Source organism: Escherichia sp. SCLE84 (assembly GCF_012584495.1).
Taxonomy (GTDB): domain Bacteria; phylum Pseudomonadota; class Gammaproteobacteria; order Enterobacterales; family Enterobacteriaceae; genus ECMA0423.
The window spans coordinates 3,257,776-3,283,027 of the sequence record NZ_CP051430.1 but is presented as its reverse complement, the minus strand read 5'-3'; the positions used below and the strand labels follow the sequence as shown (position 1 = coordinate 3,283,027).

Sequence of the window (25,252 nt, the reverse complement as noted above, 5' to 3'; positions counted from 1 at the left end):
TTATGGCTGAATCGGTGAAGCAGATTTGCCTTATAGCGCACATTATCACGGGAAAGAACGTGCCGAAATATCTTAAACAGTCGAAATTTAACGCATTGTTGAGTAAGTAAGACAAAAAAAGCCCCACCAGAATGGCGGGGCAAAGAGAATAGCTAGTTAGCTATTTAACGCGGGACGTTCGCTGATAGCGATACGCTGCGCTGCGATGGGTTCAGGCTCATTACGAATTAAATCAATATGCAGTAAACCGTTTACGAAGGTTGCGCCAGAGACTTCCATATTTTCAGCCAGCGTAAAGCTCAGGCTAAATGGCTGATTCATAAGCCCTTGATGCAGCCATTTTTTCTCTTCTTTTGGCTGCTCCGGCGTGCCTTTTACGCTCAGGCGCGTACCTTCCAGTTGAATCTCTAAATCTTCCTGACGGAAACCTGCCAGCGCAAGGGTAATGCGGTAGTGGTTATCGTCGCTTTTCTCAATGTTGTACGGCGGGAAGCTCTGGCTTTCACCGGCGTTTTGCAGTGCGTTGGCCAGTTTGTCAAAACCGATCCATTGACGCATCAGTGGGGATAAATCGAAGTTACGCATAGTCATTTCTCCTTCTAAGAAGCGAGTAAGTACCTGCAAATCCGAAGATTCGCATATGCTCCCTGACGGCGAGCATGGAGATGTCAGGCCGCGCCAGGCGGCCTTAGGGAATTAGTTGATTTCGATACGGCGCGGTTTTTTCGCTTCCGGAATCACGCGTTCGAGATCGATATACAGCAAACCATTTACCAGGTTAGCGCCACGAACATGAATGTTCTCAGCTAACTGGAATTTGCGTTCAAAGTTGCGTTCAGCGATGCCCTGGTACAGATAGGTGCGCTCTTTTTGTTCGTCGGCGTGAGCACCTTTCACCACCAGCAGATTATCCTGGGCGGTAATTTCCAGTTCGCTCTCAGCAAAACCAGCCACAGCGATAGCAATGCGGTAATGGTTTTCGTCTACCAGTTCAACGTTATACGGAGGGTAGCCGCCATTACTCTGGCTCTGGTTGTTTTCTAAGTGGTTAAACAAACGGTCAAATCCAATAGCAGAACGGTAAAGCGGGGATAAATCAAAGTTACGCATAATCAATAGCTCCTGAAATCAGCGAGAATGTAAGACCTTCCACAATGGACAGGTCAGGTAGCCAGAACACCCATCAGGCGCGTCCTCATCGGCTACGATGTAAAAATGGGTCTGGAAATGAACTTTTCAAGCCTTATCAGCGGACTTTTTTTTGCAGTTTATGGTCTATTGCATAGACTGAGGGGGCAGCACGAAACGTTAAAGTGCGATAGCCGCCACAGTGCGACGTAATGATGATGTTATTTTCAGCAAGGGATCGCTATAACTCATCAGGCCAACACCCACGATCAACAGATGAATTTATTATGATAAGAAATGTGTTGTTAGCGTTCATGATATGCAGCGGAATGACATTACTCGGAGGATGCTCCAGCGTGATGTCCCATACCGGGGGGAAAGAAGGAACGTATCCCGGCACCCGCGCCAGCGCCACCATGATTGGCGACGATGAAACCAACTGGGGCACTAAGTCGCTGGCGATTCTCGATATGCCGTTTACCGCTGTGATGGACACGCTTTTACTGCCGTGGGATGTGTTCCGCAAAGACAGCTCGGTGCGCTCGCGCGTTGAAAAAAGCGAAGCCAACGCGCAAGCCACCAATGCGGTTATTCCACCGGCCAGAATGCCTGATAACTGATTTAGCGATCAGTTTCGGTGATCCACAGCTGGCCGCCTTCCATCCACGCCAGCCACTGACCATCCGGCGAGAAGACCACGGCGTCCGCAGAAGGTGGATTGGCGTGGTTTTCGGTTAAATACTCAACCTCGCCGCTTTGCGCATGGGCACAAGCAATTCGATTATCCAGCACAAAGCCCAACCATTCTCCTGACGGATGCCAGTTAAATGCAGACTGAATATCCGTTTTGTTATGGGTTAACTGGCGCGGCTCGCCGCCCTGTGGCGAGATAAGCCACAGTTGCACAATGCCGTTATCATCACGCATTAAAAACGCGATTTGCGTACCCTGCGGATTACAGCGCACCCAGTGGCGCGGGACGTTGACTAACCCCGGATAAGCCCGATGGTGGGTAAAGGTTAAACGTCGCTGCACGACGCCGCGCGGTGGCGCGGGCAGGGTGGTTTCCGTTCCACTTAACGGCGCATCACCTGCCGCTTTCCAGCCAGCTTCATCTTGCGGTAACTCAACGATAAACAGCTCCGGCACTTTCTCGCCCTTTGGCGAAAGTGTGTCGCCAATAAACGCCAGCGCGTGATTTCCTACCCATCCTTCTTCATAAGCACGATTGATTTCATCGCTGCCAGGCTGCGGCGTGGGCGTGGTTTTACTCACCAGCACGCACCAGTGGCTACCGCTGTATTCACGCGGATGCTGCTTTTGTACGTTGACCGGGCCAAACGGCGCAGCAACACCGACGTTTCGCAAATCCAGCGCCGGATCGAGTTCATGCATTACATGGTCGTTATAGGTAAAGCTCACCCTTTCACCGTTCGGGCTAAAGACATGCACATGGCTGCCGCCGCGCAGCGCTCCTGGCGTATACGGCGCGGTAATATCCATTGCATCGAGATTGCTCACCTTGCCGCCTTCAGCAATGACTCCGCGTCGATGATGGAAATCGTAATGCCATGTTTCATCAGGATTTTCCGGGCCATGGATGAAAACATATTTCTCTGACTTCGGATGAACGGTCACCACGCCGACGTGTGCGCCCTGTGACGCGCGATAGATAACCTCGACCTCGCCGGTATGGATATTCACACGCTCAATGGTCTCGCCGGTAAACGACGCCCCAGAAGGACGCACGTCAAATACCAGCCACTGGCTGTCGGGCGTCCAGGTATTGGTATTGGTGAGCAGGTGATTACGGGGAGCAAAGGTTATCTGTTTCATGGCGCGGTCCTGATACAAAACGGGTCCCACCATCATACTTCACAAGGACTTCACTTTCAGACAATAGTCTTTTGCCATCGTGATGAATGTGAGTGAAAAGATGGAACATTTCGACGTGGCGATTATTGGCCTCGGCCCGGCAGGATCGGCGTTGGCGCGAAAATTAGCAGGCAAAATGCAGGTGATCGCGCTGGATAAAAAGCACCAGTGTGGTACTGAAGGTTTCAGCAAACCTTGCGGCGGTCTGCTGGCACCGGACGCGCAGCGATCTTTTATTCGCGATGGACTGACGCTTCCTGTCGATGTGATCGCCAATCCACAGATTTTCAGCGTCAAAACTGTCGACGTCGCCGCATCGCTCACGCGTAACTACCAGCGAAGCTATATCAATATTAATCGCCATGCTTTCGACTTGTGGATGAAATCGCTGATCCCCACCAGCGTTGAGGTTTATCACGATAGCCTGTGCCGAAAAATCTGGCGTGAGGATGATAAATGGCATGTCATTTTTCGTGCAGACGGCTGGGAGCAACATATTACCGCCCGCTATCTGGTCGGTGCCGATGGCGCAAACTCGATGGTGCGGCGACATCTCTACCCGGATCATCAAATCCGTAAATATGTCGCTATCCAGCAGTGGTTCGCGGAGAAACATCCGGTGCCGTTCTACTCCTGCATCTTTGATAATTCGATAACTAACTGTTATTCATGGAGTATCAGCAAAGACGGTTATTTTATCTTTGGCGGTGCTTATCCAATGAAAGACGGTCAGACGCGTTTCACGACGCTGAAAGAGAAAATGAGCGCCTTTCAGTTCCAGTTTGGTAAGGCGGTGAAAAGCGAAAAATGCACGGTGCTGTTTCCCTCACGCTGGCAGGATTTTGTCTGCGGTAAGGACAACGCCTTTCTGATTGGCGAAGCGGCAGGATTTATCAGCGCCAGTTCGCTGGAGGGGATTAGCTATGCGCTGGATAGCGCAGACATTCTGCGTGCGGTGTTACTGAAGCAGCCAGAGAAGCTCAATACCGCTTACTGGCGCGCCACCCGCAAACTGCGTTTAAAACTCTTCGGCAAGATAGTAAAAAGCCGATGCCTGACCGCACCGGCTTTAAGAAAGTGGATTATGCGCAGTGGTATGGCGCATATTCCACAGTTGAAAGATTAGCCAACGCGCTTCACATCGCCCACCAGCAGGATGTAAGAGAGCGCGCCAATCAACGCGACGGCGGAGATATAAACCAGTGCAGGTGCGAAACCGTAACCCTGCGCCAGGTACCCCACCACCAGCGGAACGGTGATGCCGCCCAGACCACCGGCGAAGTTAAACACGCCGCCGGTTAAACCAATCAGGCGCATCGGTGCCAGAGAAGAGACCAGCGACCAGGTAATCGAAGCAAAACCGTTGCCGAAGAATGCCAGCGCCATCAGGCACATAATCATCATCGGATCGTTGGTGTAGTTAGCGCCCATAATGCAGGTGGAGATCAGCAAGCCGCAGATAATCGGCGTTTTACGCGCAAAGCCCAGTGAAAAGCCCTTACGTACCAGCAGATCCGCGACCCAGCCAGAGAGCAGGACGCCGACAAACGCCGCGAGGAATGGCACCGTGGTCATAAAGCCTGCTTTCAGCGCCGTGATTCCTTTTTCCTGGGTTAAATAGTTCGGGAACCAGGTTAAGAAAAACCACAGTGTAGAAGCCACCGCAAATTGCCCAAGATAAACGCCGATCAGTTTACGATGGAACACCAGTTTCCAGTCTTTGGCTGTTAACGGCTGACGCGCCTCTTTCTTCACCGGCGCATCACCATCCACCAGACCGCCGCCATCACGAATGTAATCCAGTTCAGCTTTGCTGATACCTTTGGTCAGGCGCGGCGGCTGATAAACCTTAAACCAAATCAGCGACCAGATAATGCCGATACCACCAGTGACAATGAACACCCAGTGCCAGCTCAACATCTCCTGAATCCAGATCAGCAGCGGAGTCAAAAACGCCAGACCGACAAACTGACCAGACGTATAAAAACCAACGGCGGAAGCGCGTTCATGTTCCGGGAACCAGCTGGTCACCATCCGGTTATTGGTCGGGAAAGCGGGCGCTTCGAAAATACCGGTTATCGCACGCAGACCAATTAATGACATTAATCCCGTGGCAAAGCCCTGGAATAAAGTCGCCACTGACCAACCAAATATCGCAATAAAATAAGTCACGCGAGAACCTACGCGATCTAAAAACCAACCGCCGGGGATCTGGCATAGCGTATAAAGCCAGGCGAAGGCCGAAAATACATAGCCCATTTGCGCTTTGGTAATACCGAACTCTTCCTGAATATGGGCGGAAGCCACGGCCAGGTTAGCGCGGTCAACATAACAAATGACCACCGTAATAAAGATCATCACCAGCGTCAGATAACGCCGACGCCCCGGTTTTGCTGCATTAACGGGAATATCCATAGCGAGCTTTCTCCAGATTTTGGGCATAGCGAAGCCGCTCACCATGCCCTGTAATTTACAGAGGGTTATATTTTTGTATTGCTGTTTTAGTGCCCGATGAGGGGCTTACGTGGCAGGAATTACCACTCTGCTACGCTGTTATCTTCATGACGCCAGAGCGGATTACGCCAGTCCGGGGCATTTTTACTGAACTCAATAACTTTAGCTTCGTCGATTTCCACGCCTAAGCCCGGTTTCGTTAGCGGTTTAAAGAAGCCGCCAACCATGCTGAAGTCTTCTTTGTTTTTCACAAAGTCGAGTAACTCCGCGCCTTTGTTGTAATGAATGCCCATACTTTGTTCCTGAAGTACGGCGTTATAGGAAACAAAGTCGATATGCAGGCAAGCCGCCAGTGCAATCGGTCCGAGCGGACAGTGCGGCGCAAGGGTCACATCATAGGCTTCTGCCATTCCGGCAATTTTGTAGCATTCGGTAATACCGCCTGCATGGGAGAGGTCCGGTTGCAGAATCGAAATACCACCTGCCTCCAGCACGCGTTTAAAATCGAAACGTGAGAACATGCGCTCACCCGCCGCCAGTGGAATATGCGTTTGTGCCGCCAGTTTCGGGTAGTATTCGGCTTGTTCCGCCAGCACCGGCTCTTCAATAAACAGCGGGCGATACGGCTCCAGTTCTTTAATCAGCACTTTCGCCATTGGCGCGCTGACGCGACCGTGGAAATCAAGACCAAACTCAATCTGATTGCCAAAAGCTTCACGAATTTGTGCCACGGTGTTGACTGCCGCATCTACCGCGCGGGAGTTATCAATTAGCCCCAGTTCTTCACAACCGTTCAGTTTAAAGGTATCGAAGCCGATTTCGCGCAGGGTTTTAATGCCGTCGATAACATCCGCCGGACGATCGCCGCCGACCCAACTGTAGGCTTTAATTTTGTCGCGAACCAGGCCGCCCATCAGTTGCCAGACCGGCGCATTCAGCACTTTACCTTTGATATCCCATAACGCCTGGTCGATCCCGGCGATGGCGCTCATCAGGATTGGACCGCCACGATAAAATCCGGCGCGATACATCACTTGCCATAAGTCATTGATGCGCGATGGATCCTGACCAATCAAATAGTCACCCAGCTCGTGAACTGCCGCTTCCACCGTGCGGGCGCGGCCTTCAATCACGGGCTCGCCCCAACCGACCACGCCTTCATCGGTTTCAATTTTCAGGAACATCCAGCGGGGAGGTAAACGATACGTGGTAATTTTGGTGATTTTCATTGCACTGCCTCTCGATACGCCTTAACAAATGCTGCTGCCTGCTGCGCGGTGCGTTCTACGGACTGCCCGGCGCGATAGAGATCGCTGCCTAAGCCCGCCCCAGCACAACCTGCGTCTATCCACTGCGCCAGGTTTTCTGGCGTCACGCCGCCAACGGCAAAGACTGCGATGTCCGATGGCAATACCGCTTTTAACGCTTTGATGTATTGCGGACCAAAAGCCGATGACGGAAATATTTTCAGCGCCTGCGCGCCCGCTTCGAGCGCGGTAAAGGCTTCGGTCGCCGTCGCGCAGCCGGGGCAGACGGTCATGCCGTAGCCCACCGCACGGCGGATCACTTCACTATGGATATTGGGCGTAACGATGAGCTGACAGCCCATCCTGGCGAGCGCATCGACCTGTTCAGGTTTCAGTACCGTACCTGCGCCAATCAACGCCTTGTCGCCATACGCATCAACGATGGCGGGAATGCTTTGCTCCCATTGTGGGGAATTCAGCGGGATTTCAACCGCGTCGAACCCGGCGTCAATCACCGCGCCAACATGCGCCAGCGCCTCGTCGGGCTTAATGCCGCGCAAAATGGCGATCAGCGGAAGTTTAGTTTGCCACTGCATGAGCGATGCTCCTTATACCAGCCTGAAATGCCGTGTCGCCCGCCACCGCCGTCACGTCGCAACCCATCGCCTGAAAGGCTTGCTGGTAGCGCGCGGTCAGCGATGTTCCGGCGACAAGGGTGATGGCGTGTTGATGGGTCACATAGTCGCGCATACTGGCAACCTCTGCGCCAATCAACAAACCAGAGAGAAATTCGCTGACCTGTTCGCGGGGAAGTGTTCCCAGCACATGCGAGGCGCGAACTTCAAAAAGCTGCGGCAATATGGCGGGCGCATTAAGGCCGCGCTCAAGGCCAGCCGCGAAGGCATCGGCAGAGTTTTCCTGCGGCGGCAAACCTGCGCCAATCAATGAGTGATTTAACAGTAAATGATGTAATTCACCGGTCATCACGGTGCGAAAATCGTTGATTTGCTGGCTATCGGCCTGCACCCATTTGCAATGCGTACCGGGCATAACATAAAGAGAGGAAGGAGCCAGAGTTCGCGCGCCGATCAATTGTGTTTCTTCGCCGCGCATCACATTGTGGTTATCGTCATGAGAGACGCATAATCCGGGAATAATCCAGATATTGTCGCCAACAGACGTTAATTGTTCGCCAATAGACGAAAAACGGGCAGGAACAGATAAATACGGAGCAACTTTCCAGCCGACATTGCTGCCGACCATTCCTGCCATCACCACTGGCGTATTTTCTTCACGCCAGTCGGTCGTGACTTCTGCTAACACCGCAGCCGGAGATTTTCCGTTCAGGCGCGTGACGCCTGCTTCTGATTGCCTGCTCTCCAGGCAGTGGTCGCCCTGATAAAGCCAGGCGCGCAGATTGGTCGATCCCCAGTCAATTGCGATGTAGCGAGCTGTCATGTGATTTCCTTTAACCTTCGTGTCGAGCTGGCGATCATGGTAAGCGCCGCCTGCTCTGCCGCATCGCCGTCCTGATGCCGTATTGCATCGAACAGCGCCTTATGTTCCTGGAGCGTTTGCGGCATGTTGGCCTCATCGCCCATCCAGGTTCGTTCAAAAACCGCCCGCTGCAGCGAACTGATCGCAATGCTAAGTTGCTGTAACACCGGGTTATGCACCGACTGCAGCACCGCCTCGTGGTAGCGAATATCCGCTTCGTTAAACGCTTCGCGGTCCTGATTGTTGGCAATCATCTCGTTCAGCGCCGATTCAATCTGCGCCAGATCGCTGGAGGTCGCGCGCTCTGCTGCCCAACGGGCAATCGCCGGTTCCACCAGATTTCGCACTTCGCTCATGGCACTGATAAGCCGTGGGTCGTAGTCGTTTTCCAGCACCCATTGCAGTACGTCAGTGTCGAGGTAATTCCACTGGTTACGCGGTGCCACAAACGCGCCGCGATAACGTTTCATTTCAATCAGCCGCTTCGCCATCAACGAACGGAACACCTCACGGATGATGTTGCGCGAGGTTGCAAACTCTTCACAGAGCTCCGCCTCAGCCGGAAGTGGCGAGCCAGGTACGTATTTGCCGTGAACGATCTGTTTACCCAGCGTAATGACAATGCGATCGGTTTTATTGAGAGTCATGGAGAGTCCTTGTGCTCTGTATGTTCTTCTCTACTTTACCCCGATCGATGCATAACGCGGCAACTTTGTAGTACCAGCGTGATGACGTTCGCGTTTGCCGTGTGCGTAATGTAGTACAAACTTATATTGTTGTACTACAATTTAGATCACAAAAAGAACAATGCATAAAAAAATGACATGCGTCGGGCAGAAATCTGAAAAGGGATATCAGGCGCTAAACAGGAGGGAAAGAAGAGTATGCTTTCAACGGCTTAGCTACTCGTTTAAAGGATTAATCATGAAGTTGAATTTTAAGGGATTTTTTAAGGCTGCCGGTTTATTCCCACTGGCGCTGATGCTTTCAGGCTGTATCTCGTATGCTCTGGTTTCCCATACCGCAAAGGGTAGTTCAGGAAAGTATCAATCGCAGTCAGACACCATCACTGGGCTATCGCAGGCAAAAGATAGTAATGGAACAAAAGGCTATGTTTTTGTAGGGGAATCGCTGGATTACCTTATCACTGATGGTGCCGATGACATCGTTAAGATGCTCAATGATCCAGCACTTAACCGGCACAATATTCAGGTTGCCGATGACGCAAGATTTGTTTTAAATGCGGGGAAAAAGAAATTTACCGGAACAATATCGCTTTACTACTACTGGAATAACGAAGAAGAAAAGGCACTGGCAACGCATTATGGTTTTGCCTGTGGTGTTCAACACTGTACCAGGTCACTGGAAAACCTAAAAGGCACAATCCATGAGAAAAATAAAAACATGGATTACTCAAAGGTGATGGCGTTCTACCATCCATTTAAAGTGCGATTTTATGAATACTATTCACCCAGAGGCATTCCGGATGGTGTTTCCGCAGCATTACTGCCAGTGACTGTTACGCTGGACATCATTACTGCACCGCTGCAATTTCTGGTTGTATATGCAGTAAACCAATAATCAGTAAGCGGGCAAACGCATTCATGCTGTTTGCCCGCCCACAGATTAATTCAGCACATACTTCTCAATAGCAAACGCCACGCCATCTTCAAGGTTAGATTTGGTGACAAAGTTCGCCACTTCTTTCACCGAAGGAATAGCGTTATCCATCGCCACACCGACGCCTGCATATTCAATCATTGCGATATCGTTTTCCTGATCGCCAATCGCCATGATTTCTTCCGGTTTAATACCTAACACGTCGGCCAGTGATTTCACCCCCGTACCTTTGTTAACGCGTTTATCGAGGATTTCGAGGAAGTACGGCGCACTTTTCAGCACGGTATATTTCTCTTTCACTTCCTGCGGAATACGCGCGATAGCCTGGTCGAGGATGGCGGGTTCATCAATCATCATCACTTTCAGGAACTGGGTATTGGGGTCCATTTTCTCCGCTTCGCAGAACACCAGCGGAATGGTGGCAACGAAGGATTCATGCACCGTGTAGTAGCTGATATCACGGTTGGCGGTGTACAGCGTGGTGCGGTCCAGGGCGTGGAAATGAGAACCGACTTCGCGAGAGAGTTTTTCCAGGAAACGATAGTCGTCATAGCTGAGAGCAGTTTGCGCCACGGTGCTACCATCAGCGGCCTTCTGTACTAGCGCGCCGTTATAAGTAATGCAGTAGTCGCCCGGCTGTTCCATATGCAGCTCTTTCAGGTAGTTGTGCACACCTGCATACGGGCGACCCGTCGTTAGCACGACATTCACGCCACGGGCGCGAGCTGCGGCAATCGCATTTTTAACGGCGGGTGAAATGGTGTGATCGGGCAGCAGAAGGGTGCCATCCATATCGATAGCAATGAGTTTGATAGCCATGAGTTCCCCAGGTAGATTGGTTCCTGACCCATGCTAACGCGATTCCGCTCAAAAATCAGTACAACACCCGAGGGAAAAGGGGGATGCAACGCGGGTTGCATGCTCCCCATTTGCTTAGCGGAAGAGTTTCCCTTTCAGCAGTTCCATACCTGCGGAAAGCAGATCGTTATTGGCTTGTGGTGACACTTCACCTTGCGGTGAGAGCGCATCAATAATCTTCGGCAATTGCTCTGCCAGTAAACTGGAAGCTGTACTGGTATCCACGCCAAGTTTTTGCCCGAGATCGGACACCGCATTTGTGCCGAGCGCCGATTCCAGTTGCTCGCCACTAACCGATTGATTGCCCTGTTGATTACTCAGCCAGGTTGAGAGAATGGCCCCTAAGCCGCCACTTTGCAGTTTTTCCAGCAGCACCTGAATGCCGCCCTGCTCCTCAACCCAACTTAAAATAGCCTGATATTTCCCCGCATCGCCTTTCAGAAAGGCACCGACAACTTCATCAAAAAGCCCCATGATAATCACCTGTAAAGCGTTACGTGTTGACCCAAAAAGTATAGATTTGCGGGATGATAATTGCGGATTGCAGAAATAAAAAGGGCGGAGATGATCTCCGCCCTTTTCTTATAGCTTCTTGCCGGATGCGGCGTGAACGCCTTATCCGGCCTACAAAATTATGAAAATTCAATACATTGCAAGATTTTCGTAGGCCTGATAAGCGTAGCGCATCAGGCACGCTCGCATGGTTAGCGCCATTAAATATCGATATTCGCCGCTTTCAGGGCGTTCTCTTCAATAAACGCACGGCGCGGTTCAACGGCGTCGCCCATCAGCGTGGTGAACAACTGGTCGGCAGCAATCGCATCTTTAACGGTAACGCGCAGCATACGACGGCTTTCCGGGTCCATGGTGGTTTCCCACAGCTGTTCCGGGTTCATCTCGCCCAGACCTTTATAACGCTGGATGGAGAGACCGCGACGAGACTCTTTCACCAGCCAGTCCAGCGCCTGCTCGAAGCTGGCTACCGGCTGACGACGCTCGCCACGTTCGATAAATGCATCTTCTTCCAGCAAGCCACGCAGTTTCTCACCCAGCGTGCAGATACGACGATATTCGCCACCAGTGATAAATTCGTGATCCAGCGGATAGTCAGTATCCACACCGTGGGTACGCACGCGAACAATCGGCTCGAACAGGTTTTGTTCGGCATTGGTGTGGACATCAAACTTCCACTGGCTGCCGTGCTGTTCTTTGTCGTTCAGTTCGCTGACCAGCGCGTTCACCCAGCGGGTAACGGTCTGCTCATCAGAGAGGTCGGCTTCCGTCAGCGTCGGCTGATAGATAAGCTCTTTCAGCATTGCTTTCGGATAACGACGCTCCATGCGGTTGATCATTTTCTGCGTCGCGTTGTACTCAGACACCAATTTCTCTAACGCTTCGCCAGCCAATGCCGGTGCGCTGGCGTTGGTGTGCAGCGTTGCGCCATCCAGCGCGATAGAGATCTGGTACTGATCCATCGCTTCGTCGTCTTTAATGTACTGTTCCTGCTTGCCTTTCTTCACTTTGTACAGCGGCGGCTGAGCGATGTAGACGTGACCGCGTTCAACGATTTCCGGCATCTGACGATAGAAGAAGGTCAACAGCAGCGTACGAATGTGCGAGCCGTCGACGTCCGCATCGGTCATGATGATGATGCTGTGATAACGCAGTTTGTCCGGGTTGTACTCGTCACGACCGATACCACAGCCAAGCGCGGTGATAAGCGTCGCCACTTCCTGAGAAGAGAGCATCTTATCGAAGCGCGCTTTCTCAACGTTGAGGATTTTACCCTTCAGCGGCAGAATCGCCTGGTTCTTGCGGTTACGCCCCTGCTTCGCAGAGCCGCCCGCGGAGTCCCCTTCCACCAGGTACAGTTCGGAAAGCGCCGGATCGCGTTCCTGGCAGTCTGCCAGTTTGCCCGGCAGGCCCGCTAAGTCGAGCGCACCTTTACGGCGGGTCATTTCACGCGCGCGACGCGCCGCTTCACGGGCACGGGCAGCATCGATAATTTTGCCAACCACGATTTTCGCGTCGGTTGGGTTTTCCAGCAGGTATTCTGCCAGCAGTTCGTTCATCTGCTGTTCAACCGCTGATTTCACCTCAGAAGAAACCAGTTTGTCTTTGGTCTGGGAGGAGAATTTCGGGTCCGGCACTTTCACGGAAACGACCGCAATCAGGCCTTCACGCGCATCGTCACCGGTGGCGCTAACTTTGGCTTTTTTGCTGTAGCCTTCTTTGTCCATGTAGGCGTTCAGGGTACGGGTCATTGCCGCACGGAAGCCTGCCAGGTGAGTACCACCGTCACGCTGCGGAATGTTGTTGGTAAAGCAGTAGATGTTTTCCTGGAAGCCATCGTTCCACTGCAACGCCACTTCGACGCCAATACCGTCTTTTTCGGTGGAGAAGTAGAAGATATTCGGGTGGATCGGCGTTTTGTTCTTGTTCAGATATTCAACGAACGCCTTGATGCCGCCTTCATAGTGGAAGTGGTCTTCTTTGCCGTCACGCTTGTCGCGCAGACGAATGGAAACGCCGGAGTTGAGGAACGACAACTCACGCAGACGTTTCGCCAGAATTTCATATTCGAACTCGGTCACATTGGTGAAGGTTTCGAGGCTAGGCCAGAAACGCACCATGGTGCCGGTTTTTTCAGTCTCGCCGATAACCGCCAGCGGGGCCTGCGGTACACCGTGTTCGTAGATCTGACGGTGAATTTTACCCTCGCGCTGGATAACCAGCTCCAGTTTTTGCGACAGGGCGTTTACTACCGAAACACCAACGCCGTGCAGACCGCCGGACACTTTATAGGAGTTATCGTCAAATTTACCGCCTGCATGCAGAACGGTCATGATCACTTCCGCCGCCGATACGCCCTCTTCCGGGTGAATACCGGTCGGAATGCCGCGCCCGTCATCCTGTACAGAGACAGAGTTGTCGGCGTGAATGGTGACGATAATTTCTTTACAGTGACCCGCGAGCGCTTCGTCGATAGCGTTATCTACCACCTCGAATACCATGTGGTGCAGACCGGTGCCGTCATCCGTGTCGCCGATATACATACCCGGGCGCTTACGCACCGCATCCAGCCCTTTCAGGACTTTGATACTGGAGGAGTCATAAGAATTCGACATCAACGTTTCTCGCTCATTTATACTTGGGTTAATCCGTTATTTTACCCTTTTCCACGGTAAACATCTTCGAATTTTCGTCCGACATGTCTATAACGTGTTCAGCACTGATCGCGCTGACAAAGACCTGTGATTGCGTCGCTTTTAAGCGGCTGGCAAGCAGCCCGCGACGCTCATCATCAAGCTCAGAGGCAAAATCATCTATCAGGTAGAGACACCGCCGCCCGCTTTCACGGGTGAGGAACTCTCCTTGCGCCAGACGTAAGGCGCACATCAACAGCTTAAGCTGCCCACGCGATAAGGTATCTTCCACCGGCGCACCGTCGGCGCGAATGCGTAAGTCCGCTTTATGCGGGCCATGCGCGGTGTAGGTTAGCTGGCGATCGCGTTCAAAATTACGTTCCAGCACCTCAGCATATTCTGTCTCTTTCTCCCAGCCGCGCTGGAAAGAGAAAGTCAGAGAAAACTCAGGGAGAAATTGCTTACAAGTATCGGCCATATCAGCCGCGATACCGGCGCTATACTCCGCGCGCCAGGTGCTGATTTGCTCCGCCAGCGGGATCAGTTCTTTATCCCACGGGCGTAGCTGTTCGTAACGTGTCACCTGGCGCAGCGCCGCATTGCGCTGCTTGAGCAATCGCTTGAGATTGCTCCAGGCGGTGAAAAATCCGGGTTCGTTGTGAAAGCATCCCCAGTCGAGGAATGCTCTTCTGTATTTGGGGCCGCCGTTGAGTAAAGTAAACCCTTCTGGCGTTATCAACTGCATTGGCATCAGGTGCGCCAGTTCCGCGACCTTATGCCCGTCTGTACCGTCGATGCGGACTTTGCTGTCGCCCTGTTTGTCTTTGGTTAAGCCAATCGCTGTCTCGCGCTCTTCGCCCTGTAATCGCCCGTGGAGAACAAACGCCTCCTGCTCATGGCGAATGACGCGACCAATCTGCAAACTGCGAAACGCCCGACCATGGCCGAGCGTATAGATGGCTTCCAGCACGCTGGTTTTGCCACTGCCGTTGGCACCTACCAGAAAGTTAAAGCCGGGAGATAAAGCGAGATCCGCGGTTTCAATGTTGCGGAAATCGCGGATCAACAAGCGGGTGAGGGACATTACAGTCTCATTGGCATGACAACATAGGCAGCCGACTGTGATGCGGCATCTTCAATCTGCACGCTGGAAACCGAATCGGTCAGCATCATGCGGACGTTTTCGCATTTCAGCGCGTTCAGAACATCCAGCACATAGCTGACGTTGAAGCCGATTTCCATCTCCGCACCGCTATAGGTAACGTCGAGGATCTCTTCCGCTTCTTCCTGTTCCGGATTGTTGGCGGTGATTTTCAGCTGGTTTTCGCTGACATACAGGCGCACGCCGCGGAATTTCTCGTTAGAGAGAATTGCCGCACGGGCAAACGCCTGCTTGAGCAGATCGCAGCCAGCTTCCAGATGTTTGTCCGGATTCTTCGGCAGAACGCGGCGGTAATCCGGGAAGCGACCATCCACCAGTTTGGAGGTGAAGATAAAGTCGCCAACGTGGGCGCGAATATTGTTGCTGCCAATCTGCACGCGCAGCGGATTGTCGCCGCCGTCGAGCATACGCATCAGTTCAATCACGCCTTTACGCGGTACGATCACCGAATGGCTTGGCAAAGATTGACCAATTGGCATTGAACAGACCGCCAGACGGTGGCCGTCGGTTGCCACGGTGCGCAGTTCTTCACCTTCGGTTTCAAACAGCATACCATTTAAGTAATAGCGAACGTCCTGATGCGCCATCGAAAACTGGGTCGCTTCAATCAGACGCTTCATCGTTGCCTGCGGCAGGGTAAATTCGACTTCACTCTGCCAGTCATCGAGGTTCGGGAAATCCGCCGCTGGCAGGGTAGACAGCGAAAAACGGCTACGCCCGGAGCGTACCAGCATCCGTTCACCTTCCAGCTGCACGGCAATTTCCGCGCCTTCAGGCAGACCACGGCAGATATCAAAGAATTTGCGCGCCGGAACGGTCGTCGCTCCTGGCTCGTGTGGCTGAACCAGCGCAACACGTGCCACCATTTCCATCTCGAGATCAGTACCGGTCAGCGACAACGTACCGTCAGCAACCTGTAACAGCAGATTACCGAGAATCGGTAGCGTAGGACGACCACCTAACGGACCGCTCACCTGTTGTAGCGGTTTTAATAAATGCTCACGTTCTACGGTAAATTTCATAGGTTTACGATGACAATGTTCTGATTAAATTTGAAAAATCTTCTTTGATATCGTGGCTCTCTTCACGCAACTGCTCGATCTTACGGCAGGCATGAAGCACCGTCGTGTGGTCACGACCACCAAACGCATCGCCAATCTCCGGCAGACTGTGGTTAGTCAGCTCTTTCGCCAGCGCCATCGCCATCTGGCGCGGACGCGCCACCGAGCGGGATCGACGCTTGGAAAGGAGATCCGCGACTTTGATCTTGTAGTACTCCGCCACCGTCTTCTGAATATTGTCGATGGTGACCAGTTTTTCCTGCAATGCCAGCAAGTCGCGCAGCGCCTCACGCACGAAGTCGATGGTGATCGCCCGTCCGGTAAAGTTGGCATTGGCAATGACGCGGTTCAGCGCCCCTTCCAGCTCACGTACGTTAGATCGTAGACGCTTGGCGATAAAGAACGCCACTTCGCCCGGCAAACGAATGTCGTTTTCGTCGGCCTTTTTCATCAGGATCGCCACACGGGTTTCCAGCTCTGGCGGTTCGATCGCCACAGTCAGTCCCCAACCGAAGCGGGATTTCAAACGATCCTCAACGCCGTTGATCTCTTTCGGATAGCGATCCGAGGTGAGAATGATCTGTTGATTACCTTCCAGCAGGGCGTTGAAGGTATGGAAAAACTCTTCCTGAGATCGTTCTTTATTAGCAAAAAACTGAATATCGTCGATCAGCAGTGCATCTACGGAACGGTAGTAGCGTTTAAACTCTTCGATCGCGTTGTTTTGCAGGGCTTTAACCATGTCCTGAACAAAGCGCTCGGAGTGCATATAAACCACTTTGGCATTCGGCTTGCGCGCCATAATGCCGTTACCCACCGCATGCAGCAGGTGAGTTTTACCCAGACCCGTGCCGCCATAAAGGAACAACGGGTTATAGGCACCGCCAGGGTTATCCGCCACCTGGCGAGCCGCCGCGCGCGCCAGTTGGTTAGATTTACCTTCAACGAAGTTATCAAACGTGTGTTTGACGTTTACGTTAGAACGATAGGTCGGTTCTGCCGGGGCCGGGACGTTATCCCAACCTGAGCGCGTAGAAGGCGCAGCACGTTGCGGCTGCGTTTGCGCCACCTGTGCAGGGGCCGCGACGTTGCTCGTCACTGCCGCTTGTGGCGTTTGCGTCACCGGTTTGGTGCCGACTTCAAAACGCAGCTGTGGGGCATCCGCTCCGCAGAAACTGGTTAGCAGTCCATTGATATTATTAAGGTACTTGTCCCGTACCCAATCGAGGACAAAACGGTTTGGCGCGTACAGGGCCAGCGTGTTATCGCTCAGTTCCGCCTGCAATGGGCGTATCCACATACTGAATTCTGTGGCTGGTAACTCATCCTGCAATCGGGCAAGACACTGCTGCCAAAGCGAAAGTGACACGGCGGACTCCACTCGAACAAAAGTCGATAATGACTAAGGCTGAAACATTCATGATTGTTGACGTACGTCGAAAAGACCCTGCTTGAGGGTGACGCACGAACCGCTGTCTGCGGTTATATGCCCGATCAAGATCCTGCAAAACGATCGGGACCGCGGATCATAGCCTAAACTGCGCAAGAGATCTTCTGTTTCTCACAGATTTTCCCGATTTATCCACAGGACTTTCCAGAACTCGCTAAGTGTAAACGATCCTGCCGCGAGGCGGGCACGATTTACGCCGCATATTGGAAAATTTAATGACCATAGACAAAAATTGGCTTAATCGATCTAATAAAGATCCAGGACGATCCTTGCGCTTTACCCATCAGCCCGTATAATCCTCCACCCGGCGCGCCATGCTGGTTTCCACTGGTGTGAGGTCGTACATTTTCCCTGCGAAAAGGTGCGGAAAAGCGCGGTAAATAAGGAAAGAGAATTGACTCCGGAGTGTACAATTATTACAATCCGGCCTCTTTAATCACCCATGGCTTCGGTGTCCATCGTTTCATTTTTCGGCGGATATCCAATAAAGCCATTGAATTTATTCAAGTTTAGGTAGAAATCGCCATGAAACGCACTTTTCAACCGTCTGTACTGAAGCGCAACCGTTCTCACGGCTTCCGTGCTCGTATGGCTACTAAAAATGGTCGTCAGGTTCTGGCACGTCGTCGTGCTAAAGGCCGCGCTCGTCTGACCGTTTCTAAGTAATAAAGCTAACCCCTGAGTGGTTAAGCTCGCATTTCCCAGGGAGTTACGCTTGTTAACTCCCAGTCAATTCACATTCGTCTTCCAGCAGCCACAACGGGCTGGCACGCCGCAAATTACCATTCTCGGCCGCCTGAATTCGCTGGGGCATCCCCGTATCGGTCTTACAGTCGCCAAGAAAAACGTTCGACGCGCCCATGAACGCAATCGGATTAAACGTCTGACGCGTGAAAGCTTCCGTCTGCGCCAACATGAACTCCCGGCTATGGATTTCGTGGTGGTGGCGAAAAAAGGGGTTGCCGACCTCGATAACCGTGCTCTCTCGGAAGCGTTGGAAAAATTATGGCGCCGCCACTGTCGCCTGGCTCGCGGGTCCTGATAGCCCTCATTCGGGTCTATCAACGCCTGATTAGTCCGCTACTCGGGCCGCATTGTCGTTTCACTCCAACCTGTTCAAGCTACGGAATTGAGGCATTGCGCAGGTTTGGAGTGATAAAAGGCAGTTGGTTGACGGTGAAACGCGTATTAAAATGCCACCCTTTACACCCTGGTGGTGACGATCCCGTCCCGCCCGGACCATTTGATACCAGAGAACACTAACGATGGATTCGCAACGCAATCTTTTAGTCATCGCTTTGCTGTTCGTGTCTTTCATGATCTGGCAAGCCTGGGAGCAGGATAAAAACCCGCAACCTCAGGCCCAACAGACCACGCAGACAACGACCACCGCAGCGGGTAGCGCCGCCGACCAGGGCGTACCGGCCAGTGGCCAGGGGAAACTGATCTCGGTTAAGACCGACGTGCTTGATCTGACCATCAACACCCGTGGTGGTGATGTTGAGCAAGCTCTGCTGCCTGCTTACCCGAAAGAGCTGAACTCTACCCAGCCGTTCCAGCTGCTGGAAACTTCACCGCAGTTTATTTATCAGGCACAGAGCGGTCTGACCGGTCGTGATGGCCCGGATAACCCGGCTAACGGCCCGCGTCCGCTGTATAACGTTGAAAAAGACGCTTATGTGCTGGCTGAAGGTCAAAACGAACTGCAGGTGCCGATGACGTATACCGACGCGGCAGGCAACACGTTTACCAAAACGTTTGTCCTGAAACGTGGTGATTACGCTGTCAACGTCAACTACAACGTGCAGAACGCTGGCGAGAAACCGCTGGAAATCTCCACCTTTGGTCAGTTGAAGCAATCCATCACTCTGCCACCGCATCTCGATACCGGAAGCAGCAACTTCGCACTGCACACCTTCCGCGGCGCGGCGTACTCCACGCCTGACGAGAAGTACGAGAAATACAAGTTCGATACCATTGCCGATAACGAAAACCTGAACATCTCTTCGAAAGGTGGTTGGGTGGCGATGCTGCAACAGTATTTCGCGACGGCGTGGATCCCGCATAACGACGGTACCAACAACTTCTATACCGCTAATCTGGGTAACGGCATCGCCGCTATCGGCTATAAATCTCAGCCGGTACTGGTTCAGCCTGGTCAGACTGGCGCGATGAACAGCACCCTGTGGGTTGGCCCGGAAATCCAGGACAAAATGGCAGCTGTTGCTCCGCACCTGGATCTGACCGTTGATTACGGTTGGTTGTGGTTCATCTCTCAGCCGCTGTTCAAACTGCTGAAATGGATCCATAGCTTTGTGGGTAACTGGGGCTTCTCCATTATCATCATCACCTTTATCGTTCGTGGCATCATGTACCCGCTGACCAAAGCGCAGTACACCTCCATGGCGAAGATGCGTATGCTGCAGCCGAAGATTCAGGCAATGCGTGAGCGTCTGGGCGATGACAAACAGCGTATCAGCCAGGAAATGATGGCGCTGTACAAAGCTGAGAAGGTTAACCCGCTGGGCGGCTGCTTCCCGCTGCTGATCCAGATGCCAATCTTCCTGGCGTTGTACTACATGCTGATGGGTTCCGTTGAACTGCGTCAGGCACCGTTTGCACTGTGGATCCACGACCTGTCGGCACAGGACCCGTACTACATCTTGCCGATCCTGATGGGCGTAACGATGTTCTTCATTCAGAAGATGTCGCCGACCACAGTGACCGACCCGATGCAGCAGAAGATCATGACCTTTATGCCGGTCATCTTCACCGTGTTCTTCCTGTGGTTCCCGTCAGGTCTGGTGCTGTACTATATCGTCAGCAACCTGGTAACCATTATTCAGCAGCAGCTGATTTACCGTGGTCTGGAAAAACGTGGCCTGCATAGCCGCGAGAAGAAAAAATCCTGATTCGGTGAGTTTTCGCTAAAATAAGGGCGGTCAGTTGACCGCCTTTTTTCTTTTCGTAGGGCGGATAAGCACCGCGCATCCGCCACACAAAGCAACAGGAACATCATGAGCGATAATGACACTATCGTAGCCCAGGCCACGCCTCCGGGACGTGGCGGCGTTGGCATCCTGCGCATCTCCGGCTTCAAAGCCCGTGAAGTTGCCGAAACCGTGCTGGGTAAACTACCTAAGCCGCGCTACGCCGATTATCTTCCGTTTAAAGACGCCGACGGCAGCGTGCTCGATCAGGGGATTGCGCTATGGTTCCCTGGCCCGAACTCGTTCACCGGCGAAGATGTGCTGGAACTGCAAGGTCATGGCGGTCCGGTGATCCTCGACCTGCTGTTAAAACGCATTCTGACCATTCCCGGCCTGCGGATTGCTCGCCCTGGTGAGTTTTCCGAACGCGCGTTTCTTAACGATAAACTCGACTTAGCCCAGGCCGAGGCGATTGCCGATCTTATCGACGCCAGTTCGGAACAGGCGGCCCGTTCGGCACTTAACTCGCTGCAAGGCGCATTCTCCGCACGGGTCAACCATCTGGTGGAAGCCCTCACCCACTTGCGCATTTACGTCGAAGCGGCAATTGATTTCCCTGATGAAGAGATCGATTTCCTCTCCGACGGCAAAATTGAAGCCCAGCTTAATGACGTGATTGCCGATCTCGATGCAGTGCGTGCTGAAGCACGTCAGGGTAGTTTGTTGCGCGAAGGGATGAAGGTGGTGATTGCCGGACGTCCTAACGCCGGTAAATCGAGCCTGTTAAACGCGCTGGCGGGCCGTGAAGCAGCAATCGTAACTGATATCGCCGGAACCACACGTGACGTGCTGCGTGAGCATATCCACATTGACGGAATGCCGCTGCATATCATCGATACCGCTGGGCTACGTGAAGCCAGTGACGAAGTGGAACGTATTGGTATCGAGCGCGCGTGGCAGGAAATTGAACAGGCCGACCGCGTGCTGTTTATGGTCGATGGCACCACAACAGACGCCGTGGATCCGGCAGAGATCTGGCCGGAATTTATTGCCCGTCTGCCAGCGAAACTGCCGATCACCGTGGTGCGCAATAAAGCCGATATCACCGGCGAAACGCTGGGAATGAGTGAAGTGAACGGTCACGCGTTAATTCGTCTCTCGGCAAGGACTGGTGAAGGCGTGGACGTGCTGCGTAACCATCTCAAACAGAGCATGGGCTTTGACACCAACATGGAAGGCGGCTTCCTGGCGCGTCGTCGCCACCTACAGGCGCTGGAACAGGCAGCGGAACATCTACAACAGGGCAAAGCGCAACTGTTGGGAGCCTGGGCAGGTGAACTGCTGGCGGAAGAGTTGCGTCTGGCACAGCAGAACTTAAGCGAAATCACCGGGGAATTTACTTCAGACGACCTGCTGGGGCGGATTTTCTCCAGCTTCTGTATTGGTAAGTAACCGCGCTTACGAAGCCGTATTCTGACTGTCAGATGCGGCTTCGCTTCATTGTTAGCACTCCTGTTATTCCTCAACCCTTTTTTTAAACATTAAAATTCTTACGTAATTTATAATCTTAAAAAAAAGCATTTAATATTGCTCCCCGAACGATTGTGATTCGATTCACATTTAAACAATTTTAGAATAGACAAAATTCTTGAGTATTATACTGTAGCCTCGTGTCTTTCGAGGATAAGTGCATTATGAATATCTTACATATATGTGTGACCTCAAAATGGTTCAATATCGACAATAAGATTGTCGATCACCGCCCTTAATTTACCCTTCTGTAGCCATCACCAGAGCCAAACCGATTAGATTCAATGTGAACGATTAGTTTGCTATATCTTAATTTTGCCTTTTGCAAAGGCCATCTCTCGTTTATTTACTTATTTTAGTAAATGATGGTGCTTGTATATATACATGGCGAATTAATGGATATTGCAGATGTAATATTCACAGGGATCACTGTAATTAAAATAAATGAAGGATTATGTAATGGAAAACTTTAAACATCTCCCTGAACCGTTCCGCATTCGTGTTATTGAGCCAGTAAAACGTACTACTCGCGCTTATCGTGAAGAAGCAATTATTAAATCCGGTATGAACCCGTTCCTGCTGGATAGCGAAGATGTGTTTATCGATTTACTGACCGACAGCGGCACCGGGGCGGTAACCCAAAGTATGCAGGCAGCGATGATGCGCGGCGACGAAGCCTACAGCGGCAGCCGCAGCTACTATGCGTTAGCCGAGTCAGTGAAAAATATCTTTGGTTATCAATACACCATTCCGACTCACCAGGGCCGTGGCGCAGAGCAAATTTATATTCCGGTACTGATTAAAAAACGCGAGCAGGAAAAAGGCCTGGATCGCAGCAAAATGGTGGCATTCTCTAACTATTTCTTTGATACCACGCAGGGCCATAGCCAGATTAACGGCTGTACCGTGCGTAACGTCTATATCAAAGAAGCCTTCGATACTGGCGTGCGTTACGACTTTAAAGGTAACTTTGACCTTGAGGGATTAGAACGCGGTATTGAAGAAGTTGGCCCGAATAACGTGCCGTATATCGTTGCAACCATCACCAGTAACTCTGCAGGTGGTCAGCCGGTTTCACTGGCAAACTTAAAAGCGATGTACAGCATCGCGAAGAAATACGATATTCCGGTGGTAATGGACTCCGCACGCTTTGCTGAAAACGCCTATTTCATCAAGCAGCGTGAAGCAGAATACAAAGACTGGACCATCGAGCAGATCACCCGCGAAACCTACAAATATGCCGATATGCTGGCGATGTCCGCCAAGAAAGATGCGATGGTACCGATGGGCGGCTTGCTGTGCATGAAAGACGACAGCTTCTTTGATGTGTACACCGAGTGCAGAACCCTTTGCGTGGTGCAGGAAGGGTTCCCGACATATGGCGGCCTGGAAGGCGGCGCGATGGAGCGTCTGGCGGTAGGTCTGTATGACGGCATGAATCTCGACTGGCTGGCTTATCGTATCGCGCAGGTACAGTATCTGGTCGATGGTCTGGAAGAGATTGGCGTTGTCTGCCAGCAGGCGGGCGGTCACGCGGCATTCGTTGATGCCGGTAAACTGCTGCCGCATATCCCGGCAGACCAGTTCCCGGCACAGGCGCTGGCGTGCGAGCTGTATAAAGTCGCCGGTATCCGTGCGGTAGAAATTGGCTCTTTCCTGTTAGGCCGCGATCCGAAAACCGGTAAACAACTGCCATGCCCGGCTGAACTGCTGCGTTTAACCATTCCGCGCGCAACATATACTCAAACACATATGGACTTCATTATTGAAGCCTTTAAACATGTGAAAGAGAACGCGGCGAATATTAAAGGATTAACCTTTACCTACGAACCAAAAGTATTGCGTCACTTCACCGCAAAACTGAAAGAAGTTTAATTAATACTACAGAGTGGCTATAAGGATGTTAGCCACTCTCTTACCCTACATCCTCAATAACAAAAATAGCCTTCCTCTAAAGGTGGCATCATGACTGATCAAGCTGAAAAAAAGCACTCTGCATTTTGGGGTGTTATGGTTATAGCAGGTACAGTAATTGGTGGAGGTATGTTTGCTTTACCTGTTGATCTTGCCGGTGCCTGGTTTTTCTGGGGTGCCTTTATCCTTATCATTGCCTGGTTTTCAATGCTTCATTCCGGGTTATTGTTATTAGAAGCAAATTTAAATTATCCTGTCGGCTCCAGTTTTAACACCATCACCAAAGATTTAATCGGTAACACCTGGAACATTATCAGCGGTATTACCGTTGCCTTCGTTCTCTATATCCTCACTTATGCCTATATCTCTGCTAATGGTGCGATCATTAGTGAAACGATATCAATGAATTTGGGCTATCACGCTAATCCACGTATTGTCGGGATCTGCACAGCCATTTTCGTTGCCAGCGTATTGTGGATAAGTTCGTTAGCCGCCAGTCGCATTACCTCATTGTTCCTCGGGCTGAAGATTATCTCCTTTGTGATCGTGTTTGGTTCTTTCTTCTTCCAGGTCGATTACTCCATCCTGCGCGATGCCACCAGCACCACTGCGGGAACGTCTTACTTCCCGTATATCTTTATGGCTTTGCCGGTGTGTCTGGCGTCATTTGGTTTCCACGGCAATATTCCCAGCCTGATTATTTGCTATGGAAAACGCAAAGATAAGTTAATCAAAAGCGTGGTATTTGGTTCGCTGCTGGCGCTGGTGATTTATCTCTTCTGGCTCTATTGCACGATGGGGAATATTCCGCGCGAAAGCTTTAAGGCGATAATCTCCTCAGGCGGCAACGTTGATTCGCTGGTGAAATCGTTCCTCGGCACCAAACAGCACGGCATTATCGAGTTTTGCCTGCTGGTGTTCTCTAACTTAGCTGTTGCCAGTTCGTTCTTTGGTGTCACGCTGGGGTTGTTCGATTATCTGGCGGACCTGTTTAAGATTGATAACTCCCACGGCGGGCGTTTCAAAACCGTGCTGTTAACCTTCCTGCCACCTGCGTTGTTGTATCTGATCTTCCCGAACGGCTTTATTTACGGGATCGGCGGTGCCGGGCTGTGCGCCACCATCTGGGCGGTCATTATTCCCGCAGTGCTTGCAATCAAAGCTCGCAAGAAGTTTCCCAATCAGATGTTCACGGTCTGGGGCGGCAATCTTATTCCGGCGATTGTCATTCTCTTTGGTATAACCGTGATTTTGTGCTGGTTCGGCAACGTCTTTAACGTGTTACCTAAATTTGGCTAAATCCTTCAAGAAGCCAGCCATTCGCTGGCTTCTTGCCTCTCAGGAAATCACTTATGTCCAAATGGCAACTCGCCTGATTCT

Annotated in this window: 26 protein-coding genes and 1 other annotated feature; of the genes, 12 read left to right on the top strand and 14 right to left on the bottom strand. The window is 51.9% G+C overall.

What is annotated here, in order from left to right; all coding sequences use genetic code 11:
- Positions 1–156: 156 nt before the first annotated feature.
- A complete protein-coding gene (gene ibpB / locus HGD79_RS15940) occupies positions 157–585 on the bottom strand; it encodes a small heat shock chaperone IbpB (protein WP_001243431.1) in 429 nt (142 codons plus the stop codon).
- Positions 586–696: 111 nt separating this feature from the next.
- Positions 697–1,110: a small heat shock chaperone IbpA gene (ibpA, locus tag HGD79_RS15935; protein WP_001243437.1), complete on the bottom strand. Its 414-nt coding sequence runs from the start codon at positions 1,108–1,110 to the stop codon at positions 697–699.
- Positions 1,104–1,176: a sequence feature (ROSE (Repression Of Heat Shock gene Expression) occurs in the 5'-region of heat shock genes and acts as an RNA thermometer to modulate expression.), on the bottom strand. Its footprint overlaps the gene before it by 7 nt.
- Positions 1,177–1,415: 239 nt before the next feature.
- Between ibpA and HGD79_RS15930 the strand changes: the two genes are divergently transcribed.
- Positions 1,416–1,748, top strand: coding sequence for a YceK/YidQ family lipoprotein (locus tag HGD79_RS15930; protein WP_000620888.1), 333 nt, complete (start codon positions 1,416–1,418; stop codon positions 1,746–1,748).
- A 1-nt stretch (position 1,749) separates the two neighbouring features.
- Here the strand turns inward: HGD79_RS15930 and HGD79_RS15925 are convergent, their stop codons facing one another.
- A complete protein-coding gene (locus HGD79_RS15925) occupies positions 1,750–2,964 on the bottom strand; it encodes a DUF3748 domain-containing protein (protein ID WP_001295245.1) in 1,215 nt (404 codons plus the stop codon).
- A gap of 100 nt (positions 2,965–3,064) precedes the next feature.
- Here HGD79_RS15925 and cbrA point away from each other — a divergent pair, with 100 nt between their 5' ends.
- Complete coding sequence (gene cbrA / locus HGD79_RS15920) at positions 3,065–4,129, top strand: colicin M resistance lipid reductase CbrA (protein WP_001298958.1); 1,065 nt, start codon at positions 3,065–3,067, stop codon at positions 4,127–4,129.
- On the opposite strand, the gene HGD79_RS15915 is transcribed toward cbrA, so the two are convergent.
- The 5 genes from HGD79_RS15915 to dgoR form a co-directional block, all read right to left on the bottom strand.
- On the bottom strand, positions 4,126–5,463 hold the full coding sequence (locus HGD79_RS15915; RefSeq protein WP_000253471.1) for an MFS transporter: 1,338 nt from the start codon (positions 5,461–5,463) through the stop codon (positions 4,126–4,128). The two genes, cbrA and HGD79_RS15915, sit on opposite strands and share 4 nt — an antisense overlap.
- Positions 5,464–5,537: 74 nt before the next feature.
- Positions 5,538–6,686 (bottom strand): galactonate dehydratase, encoded by a 1,149-nt coding sequence (gene dgoD / locus HGD79_RS15910; protein ID WP_000705001.1) that lies wholly within the window; start codon positions 6,684–6,686, stop codon positions 5,538–5,540.
- Positions 6,683–7,300 (bottom strand): 2-dehydro-3-deoxy-6-phosphogalactonate aldolase, encoded by a 618-nt coding sequence (gene dgoA / locus HGD79_RS15905; RefSeq protein ID WP_001198699.1) that lies wholly within the window; start codon positions 7,298–7,300, stop codon positions 6,683–6,685. The genes dgoD and dgoA overlap by 4 nt, the downstream gene beginning before the upstream one ends.
- Positions 7,284–8,162, bottom strand: a complete 879-nt coding sequence (gene dgoK / locus HGD79_RS15900; protein ID WP_000127112.1) for a 2-dehydro-3-deoxygalactonokinase — start codon at positions 8,160–8,162, stop codon at positions 7,284–7,286. The genes dgoA and dgoK overlap by 17 nt, the downstream gene beginning before the upstream one ends.
- The gene (dgoR, locus tag HGD79_RS15895; RefSeq protein WP_000174305.1) at positions 8,159–8,848 is read right to left on the bottom strand and encodes a D-galactonate utilization transcriptional regulator DgoR; all 690 of its coding nucleotides are present in this window, start codon (positions 8,846–8,848) and stop codon (positions 8,159–8,161) included. Before dgoR ends, dgoK begins: the two co-directional genes overlap by 4 nt.
- Before the next feature lie 277 nt (positions 8,849–9,125).
- Between dgoR and yidX the strand changes: the two genes are divergently transcribed.
- Entirely contained in the window at positions 9,126–9,782 is a 657-nt protein-coding gene (gene yidX / locus HGD79_RS15890) for a protein YidX (protein WP_000772934.1), read from the top strand.
- Between the two features lie 45 nt (positions 9,783–9,827).
- Here the strand turns inward: yidX and yidA are convergent, their stop codons facing one another.
- The 6 genes from yidA to dnaA all read right to left on the bottom strand — a co-directional run bounded on the left by yidA (position 9,828) and on the right by dnaA (position 17,417).
- Positions 9,828–10,640: a sugar-phosphatase gene (gene yidA, locus HGD79_RS15885; protein ID WP_000985549.1), complete on the bottom strand. Its 813-nt coding sequence runs from the start codon at positions 10,638–10,640 to the stop codon at positions 9,828–9,830.
- A 114-nt stretch (positions 10,641–10,754) separates the two neighbouring features.
- The gene (locus HGD79_RS15880) at positions 10,755–11,153 is read right to left on the bottom strand and encodes a YidB family protein (protein ID WP_000522208.1); all 399 of its coding nucleotides are present in this window, start codon (positions 11,151–11,153) and stop codon (positions 10,755–10,757) included.
- 239 nt (positions 11,154–11,392) lie between these two features.
- A complete protein-coding gene (gyrB, locus tag HGD79_RS15875) occupies positions 11,393–13,807 on the bottom strand; it encodes a DNA topoisomerase (ATP-hydrolyzing) subunit B (RefSeq protein WP_063121202.1) in 2,415 nt (804 codons plus the stop codon).
- Positions 13,808–13,835: 28 nt separating this feature from the next.
- Complete coding sequence (gene recF, locus HGD79_RS15870) at positions 13,836–14,909, bottom strand: DNA replication/repair protein RecF (RefSeq protein ID WP_000060112.1); 1,074 nt, start codon at positions 14,907–14,909, stop codon at positions 13,836–13,838.
- On the bottom strand, positions 14,909–16,009 hold the full coding sequence (dnaN, locus tag HGD79_RS15865) for a DNA polymerase III subunit beta (RefSeq protein ID WP_000673464.1): 1,101 nt from the start codon (positions 16,007–16,009) through the stop codon (positions 14,909–14,911). The genes recF and dnaN overlap by 1 nt, the downstream gene beginning before the upstream one ends.
- A 4-nt stretch (positions 16,010–16,013) precedes the next feature.
- Positions 16,014–17,417 carry a chromosomal replication initiator protein DnaA gene (gene dnaA, locus HGD79_RS15860; protein WP_000059111.1) on the bottom strand — a complete coding sequence of 468 codons (1,404 nt, stop codon included), beginning with the start codon at positions 17,415–17,417 and terminating at the stop codon, positions 16,014–16,016.
- Positions 17,418–17,713: 296 nt separating this feature from the next.
- On the opposite strand from dnaA, the gene HGD79_RS15855 reads away from it, so the two are divergent.
- From HGD79_RS15855 to tnaB, 9 genes are all read left to right on the top strand, one after another.
- Positions 17,714–17,794: a protein YsdD gene (locus HGD79_RS15855; protein ID WP_120795392.1), complete on the top strand. Its 81-nt coding sequence runs from the start codon at positions 17,714–17,716 to the stop codon at positions 17,792–17,794.
- A gap of 229 nt (positions 17,795–18,023) precedes the next feature.
- The gene (gene rpmH, locus HGD79_RS15850; protein WP_000831330.1) at positions 18,024–18,164 is read left to right on the top strand and encodes a 50S ribosomal protein L34; all 141 of its coding nucleotides are present in this window, start codon (positions 18,024–18,026) and stop codon (positions 18,162–18,164) included.
- A 16-nt stretch (positions 18,165–18,180) separates the two neighbouring features.
- The gene (gene rnpA, locus HGD79_RS15845; protein WP_000239730.1) at positions 18,181–18,540 is read left to right on the top strand and encodes a ribonuclease P protein component; all 360 of its coding nucleotides are present in this window, start codon (positions 18,181–18,183) and stop codon (positions 18,538–18,540) included.
- Positions 18,504–18,761: a membrane protein insertion efficiency factor YidD gene (gene yidD, locus HGD79_RS15840; RefSeq protein ID WP_001307474.1), complete on the top strand. Its 258-nt coding sequence runs from the start codon at positions 18,504–18,506 to the stop codon at positions 18,759–18,761. Before rnpA ends, yidD begins: the two co-directional genes overlap by 37 nt.
- A 2-nt stretch (positions 18,762–18,763) precedes the next feature.
- On the top strand, positions 18,764–20,410 hold the full coding sequence (gene yidC, locus HGD79_RS15835) for a membrane protein insertase YidC (RefSeq protein WP_000378258.1): 1,647 nt from the start codon (positions 18,764–18,766) through the stop codon (positions 20,408–20,410).
- 105 nt (positions 20,411–20,515) lie between these two features.
- Positions 20,516–21,880, top strand: a complete 1,365-nt coding sequence (gene mnmE / locus HGD79_RS15830) for a tRNA uridine-5-carboxymethylaminomethyl(34) synthesis GTPase MnmE (protein ID WP_001282346.1) — start codon at positions 20,516–20,518, stop codon at positions 21,878–21,880.
- Positions 21,881–22,122: 242 nt separating this feature from the next.
- Positions 22,123–22,197: a tryptophanase leader peptide gene (tnaC, locus tag HGD79_RS15825; protein ID WP_001364348.1), complete on the top strand. Its 75-nt coding sequence runs from the start codon at positions 22,123–22,125 to the stop codon at positions 22,195–22,197.
- Positions 22,198–22,417: 220 nt separating this feature from the next.
- The gene (gene tnaA, locus HGD79_RS15820) at positions 22,418–23,833 is read left to right on the top strand and encodes a tryptophanase (protein ID WP_001295247.1); all 1,416 of its coding nucleotides are present in this window, start codon (positions 22,418–22,420) and stop codon (positions 23,831–23,833) included.
- A 90-nt stretch (positions 23,834–23,923) separates the two neighbouring features.
- Positions 23,924–25,171 carry a low affinity tryptophan permease TnaB gene (gene tnaB / locus HGD79_RS15815; RefSeq protein WP_000131911.1) on the top strand — a complete coding sequence of 416 codons (1,248 nt, stop codon included), beginning with the start codon at positions 23,924–23,926 and terminating at the stop codon, positions 25,169–25,171.
- Positions 25,172–25,252: the final 81 nt, after the last annotated feature.

Coding starts and splice junctions, on each gene's coding strand:
- yidC (WP_000378258.1), top strand. CDS start 18,764: ATGGATTCGCAACGCAATCTTTTAGTCATCGCTTTGCTGTTCGTGTCT.
- yidX (WP_000772934.1), top strand. CDS start 9,126: ATGAAGTTGAATTTTAAGGGATTTTTTAAGGCTGCCGGTTTATTCCCA.
- dgoK (WP_000127112.1), bottom strand. CDS start 8,162: ATGACAGCTCGCTACATCGCAATTGACTGGGGATCGACCAATCTGCGC.
- cbrA (WP_001298958.1), top strand. CDS start 3,065: ATGGAACATTTCGACGTGGCGATTATTGGCCTCGGCCCGGCAGGATCG.
- rpmH (WP_000831330.1), top strand. CDS start 18,024: ATGAAACGCACTTTTCAACCGTCTGTACTGAAGCGCAACCGTTCTCAC.
- HGD79_RS15880 (WP_000522208.1), bottom strand. CDS start 11,153: ATGGGGCTTTTTGATGAAGTTGTCGGTGCCTTTCTGAAAGGCGATGCG.
- dgoA (WP_001198699.1), bottom strand. CDS start 7,300: ATGCAGTGGCAAACTAAACTTCCGCTGATCGCCATTTTGCGCGGCATT.
- HGD79_RS15855 (WP_120795392.1), top strand. CDS start 17,714: ATGACCATAGACAAAAATTGGCTTAATCGATCTAATAAAGATCCAGGA.
- dgoD (WP_000705001.1), bottom strand. CDS start 6,686: ATGAAAATCACCAAAATTACCACGTATCGTTTACCTCCCCGCTGGATG.
- recF (WP_000060112.1), bottom strand. CDS start 14,909: ATGTCCCTCACCCGCTTGTTGATCCGCGATTTCCGCAACATTGAAACC.
- tnaB (WP_000131911.1), top strand. CDS start 23,924: ATGACTGATCAAGCTGAAAAAAAGCACTCTGCATTTTGGGGTGTTATG.
- ibpB (WP_001243431.1), bottom strand. CDS start 585: ATGCGTAACTTCGATTTATCCCCACTGATGCGTCAATGGATCGGTTTT.
- HGD79_RS15925 (WP_001295245.1), bottom strand. CDS start 2,964: ATGAAACAGATAACCTTTGCTCCCCGTAATCACCTGCTCACCAATACC.
- yidD (WP_001307474.1), top strand. CDS start 18,504: ATGGCGCCGCCACTGTCGCCTGGCTCGCGGGTCCTGATAGCCCTCATT.
- gyrB (WP_063121202.1), bottom strand. CDS start 13,807: ATGTCGAATTCTTATGACTCCTCCAGTATCAAAGTCCTGAAAGGGCTG.
- HGD79_RS15915 (WP_000253471.1), bottom strand. CDS start 5,463: ATGGTGAGCGGCTTCGCTATGCCCAAAATCTGGAGAAAGCTCGCTATG.
- HGD79_RS15930 (WP_000620888.1), top strand. CDS start 1,416: ATGATAAGAAATGTGTTGTTAGCGTTCATGATATGCAGCGGAATGACA.
- mnmE (WP_001282346.1), top strand. CDS start 20,516: ATGAGCGATAATGACACTATCGTAGCCCAGGCCACGCCTCCGGGACGT.
- ibpA (WP_001243437.1), bottom strand. CDS start 1,110: ATGCGTAACTTTGATTTATCCCCGCTTTACCGTTCTGCTATTGGATTT.
- tnaA (WP_001295247.1), top strand. CDS start 22,418: ATGGAAAACTTTAAACATCTCCCTGAACCGTTCCGCATTCGTGTTATT.
- yidA (WP_000985549.1), bottom strand. CDS start 10,640: ATGGCTATCAAACTCATTGCTATCGATATGGATGGCACCCTTCTGCTG.
- dnaN (WP_000673464.1), bottom strand. CDS start 16,009: ATGAAATTTACCGTAGAACGTGAGCATTTATTAAAACCGCTACAACAG.
- dgoR (WP_000174305.1), bottom strand. CDS start 8,848: ATGACTCTCAATAAAACCGATCGCATTGTCATTACGCTGGGTAAACAG.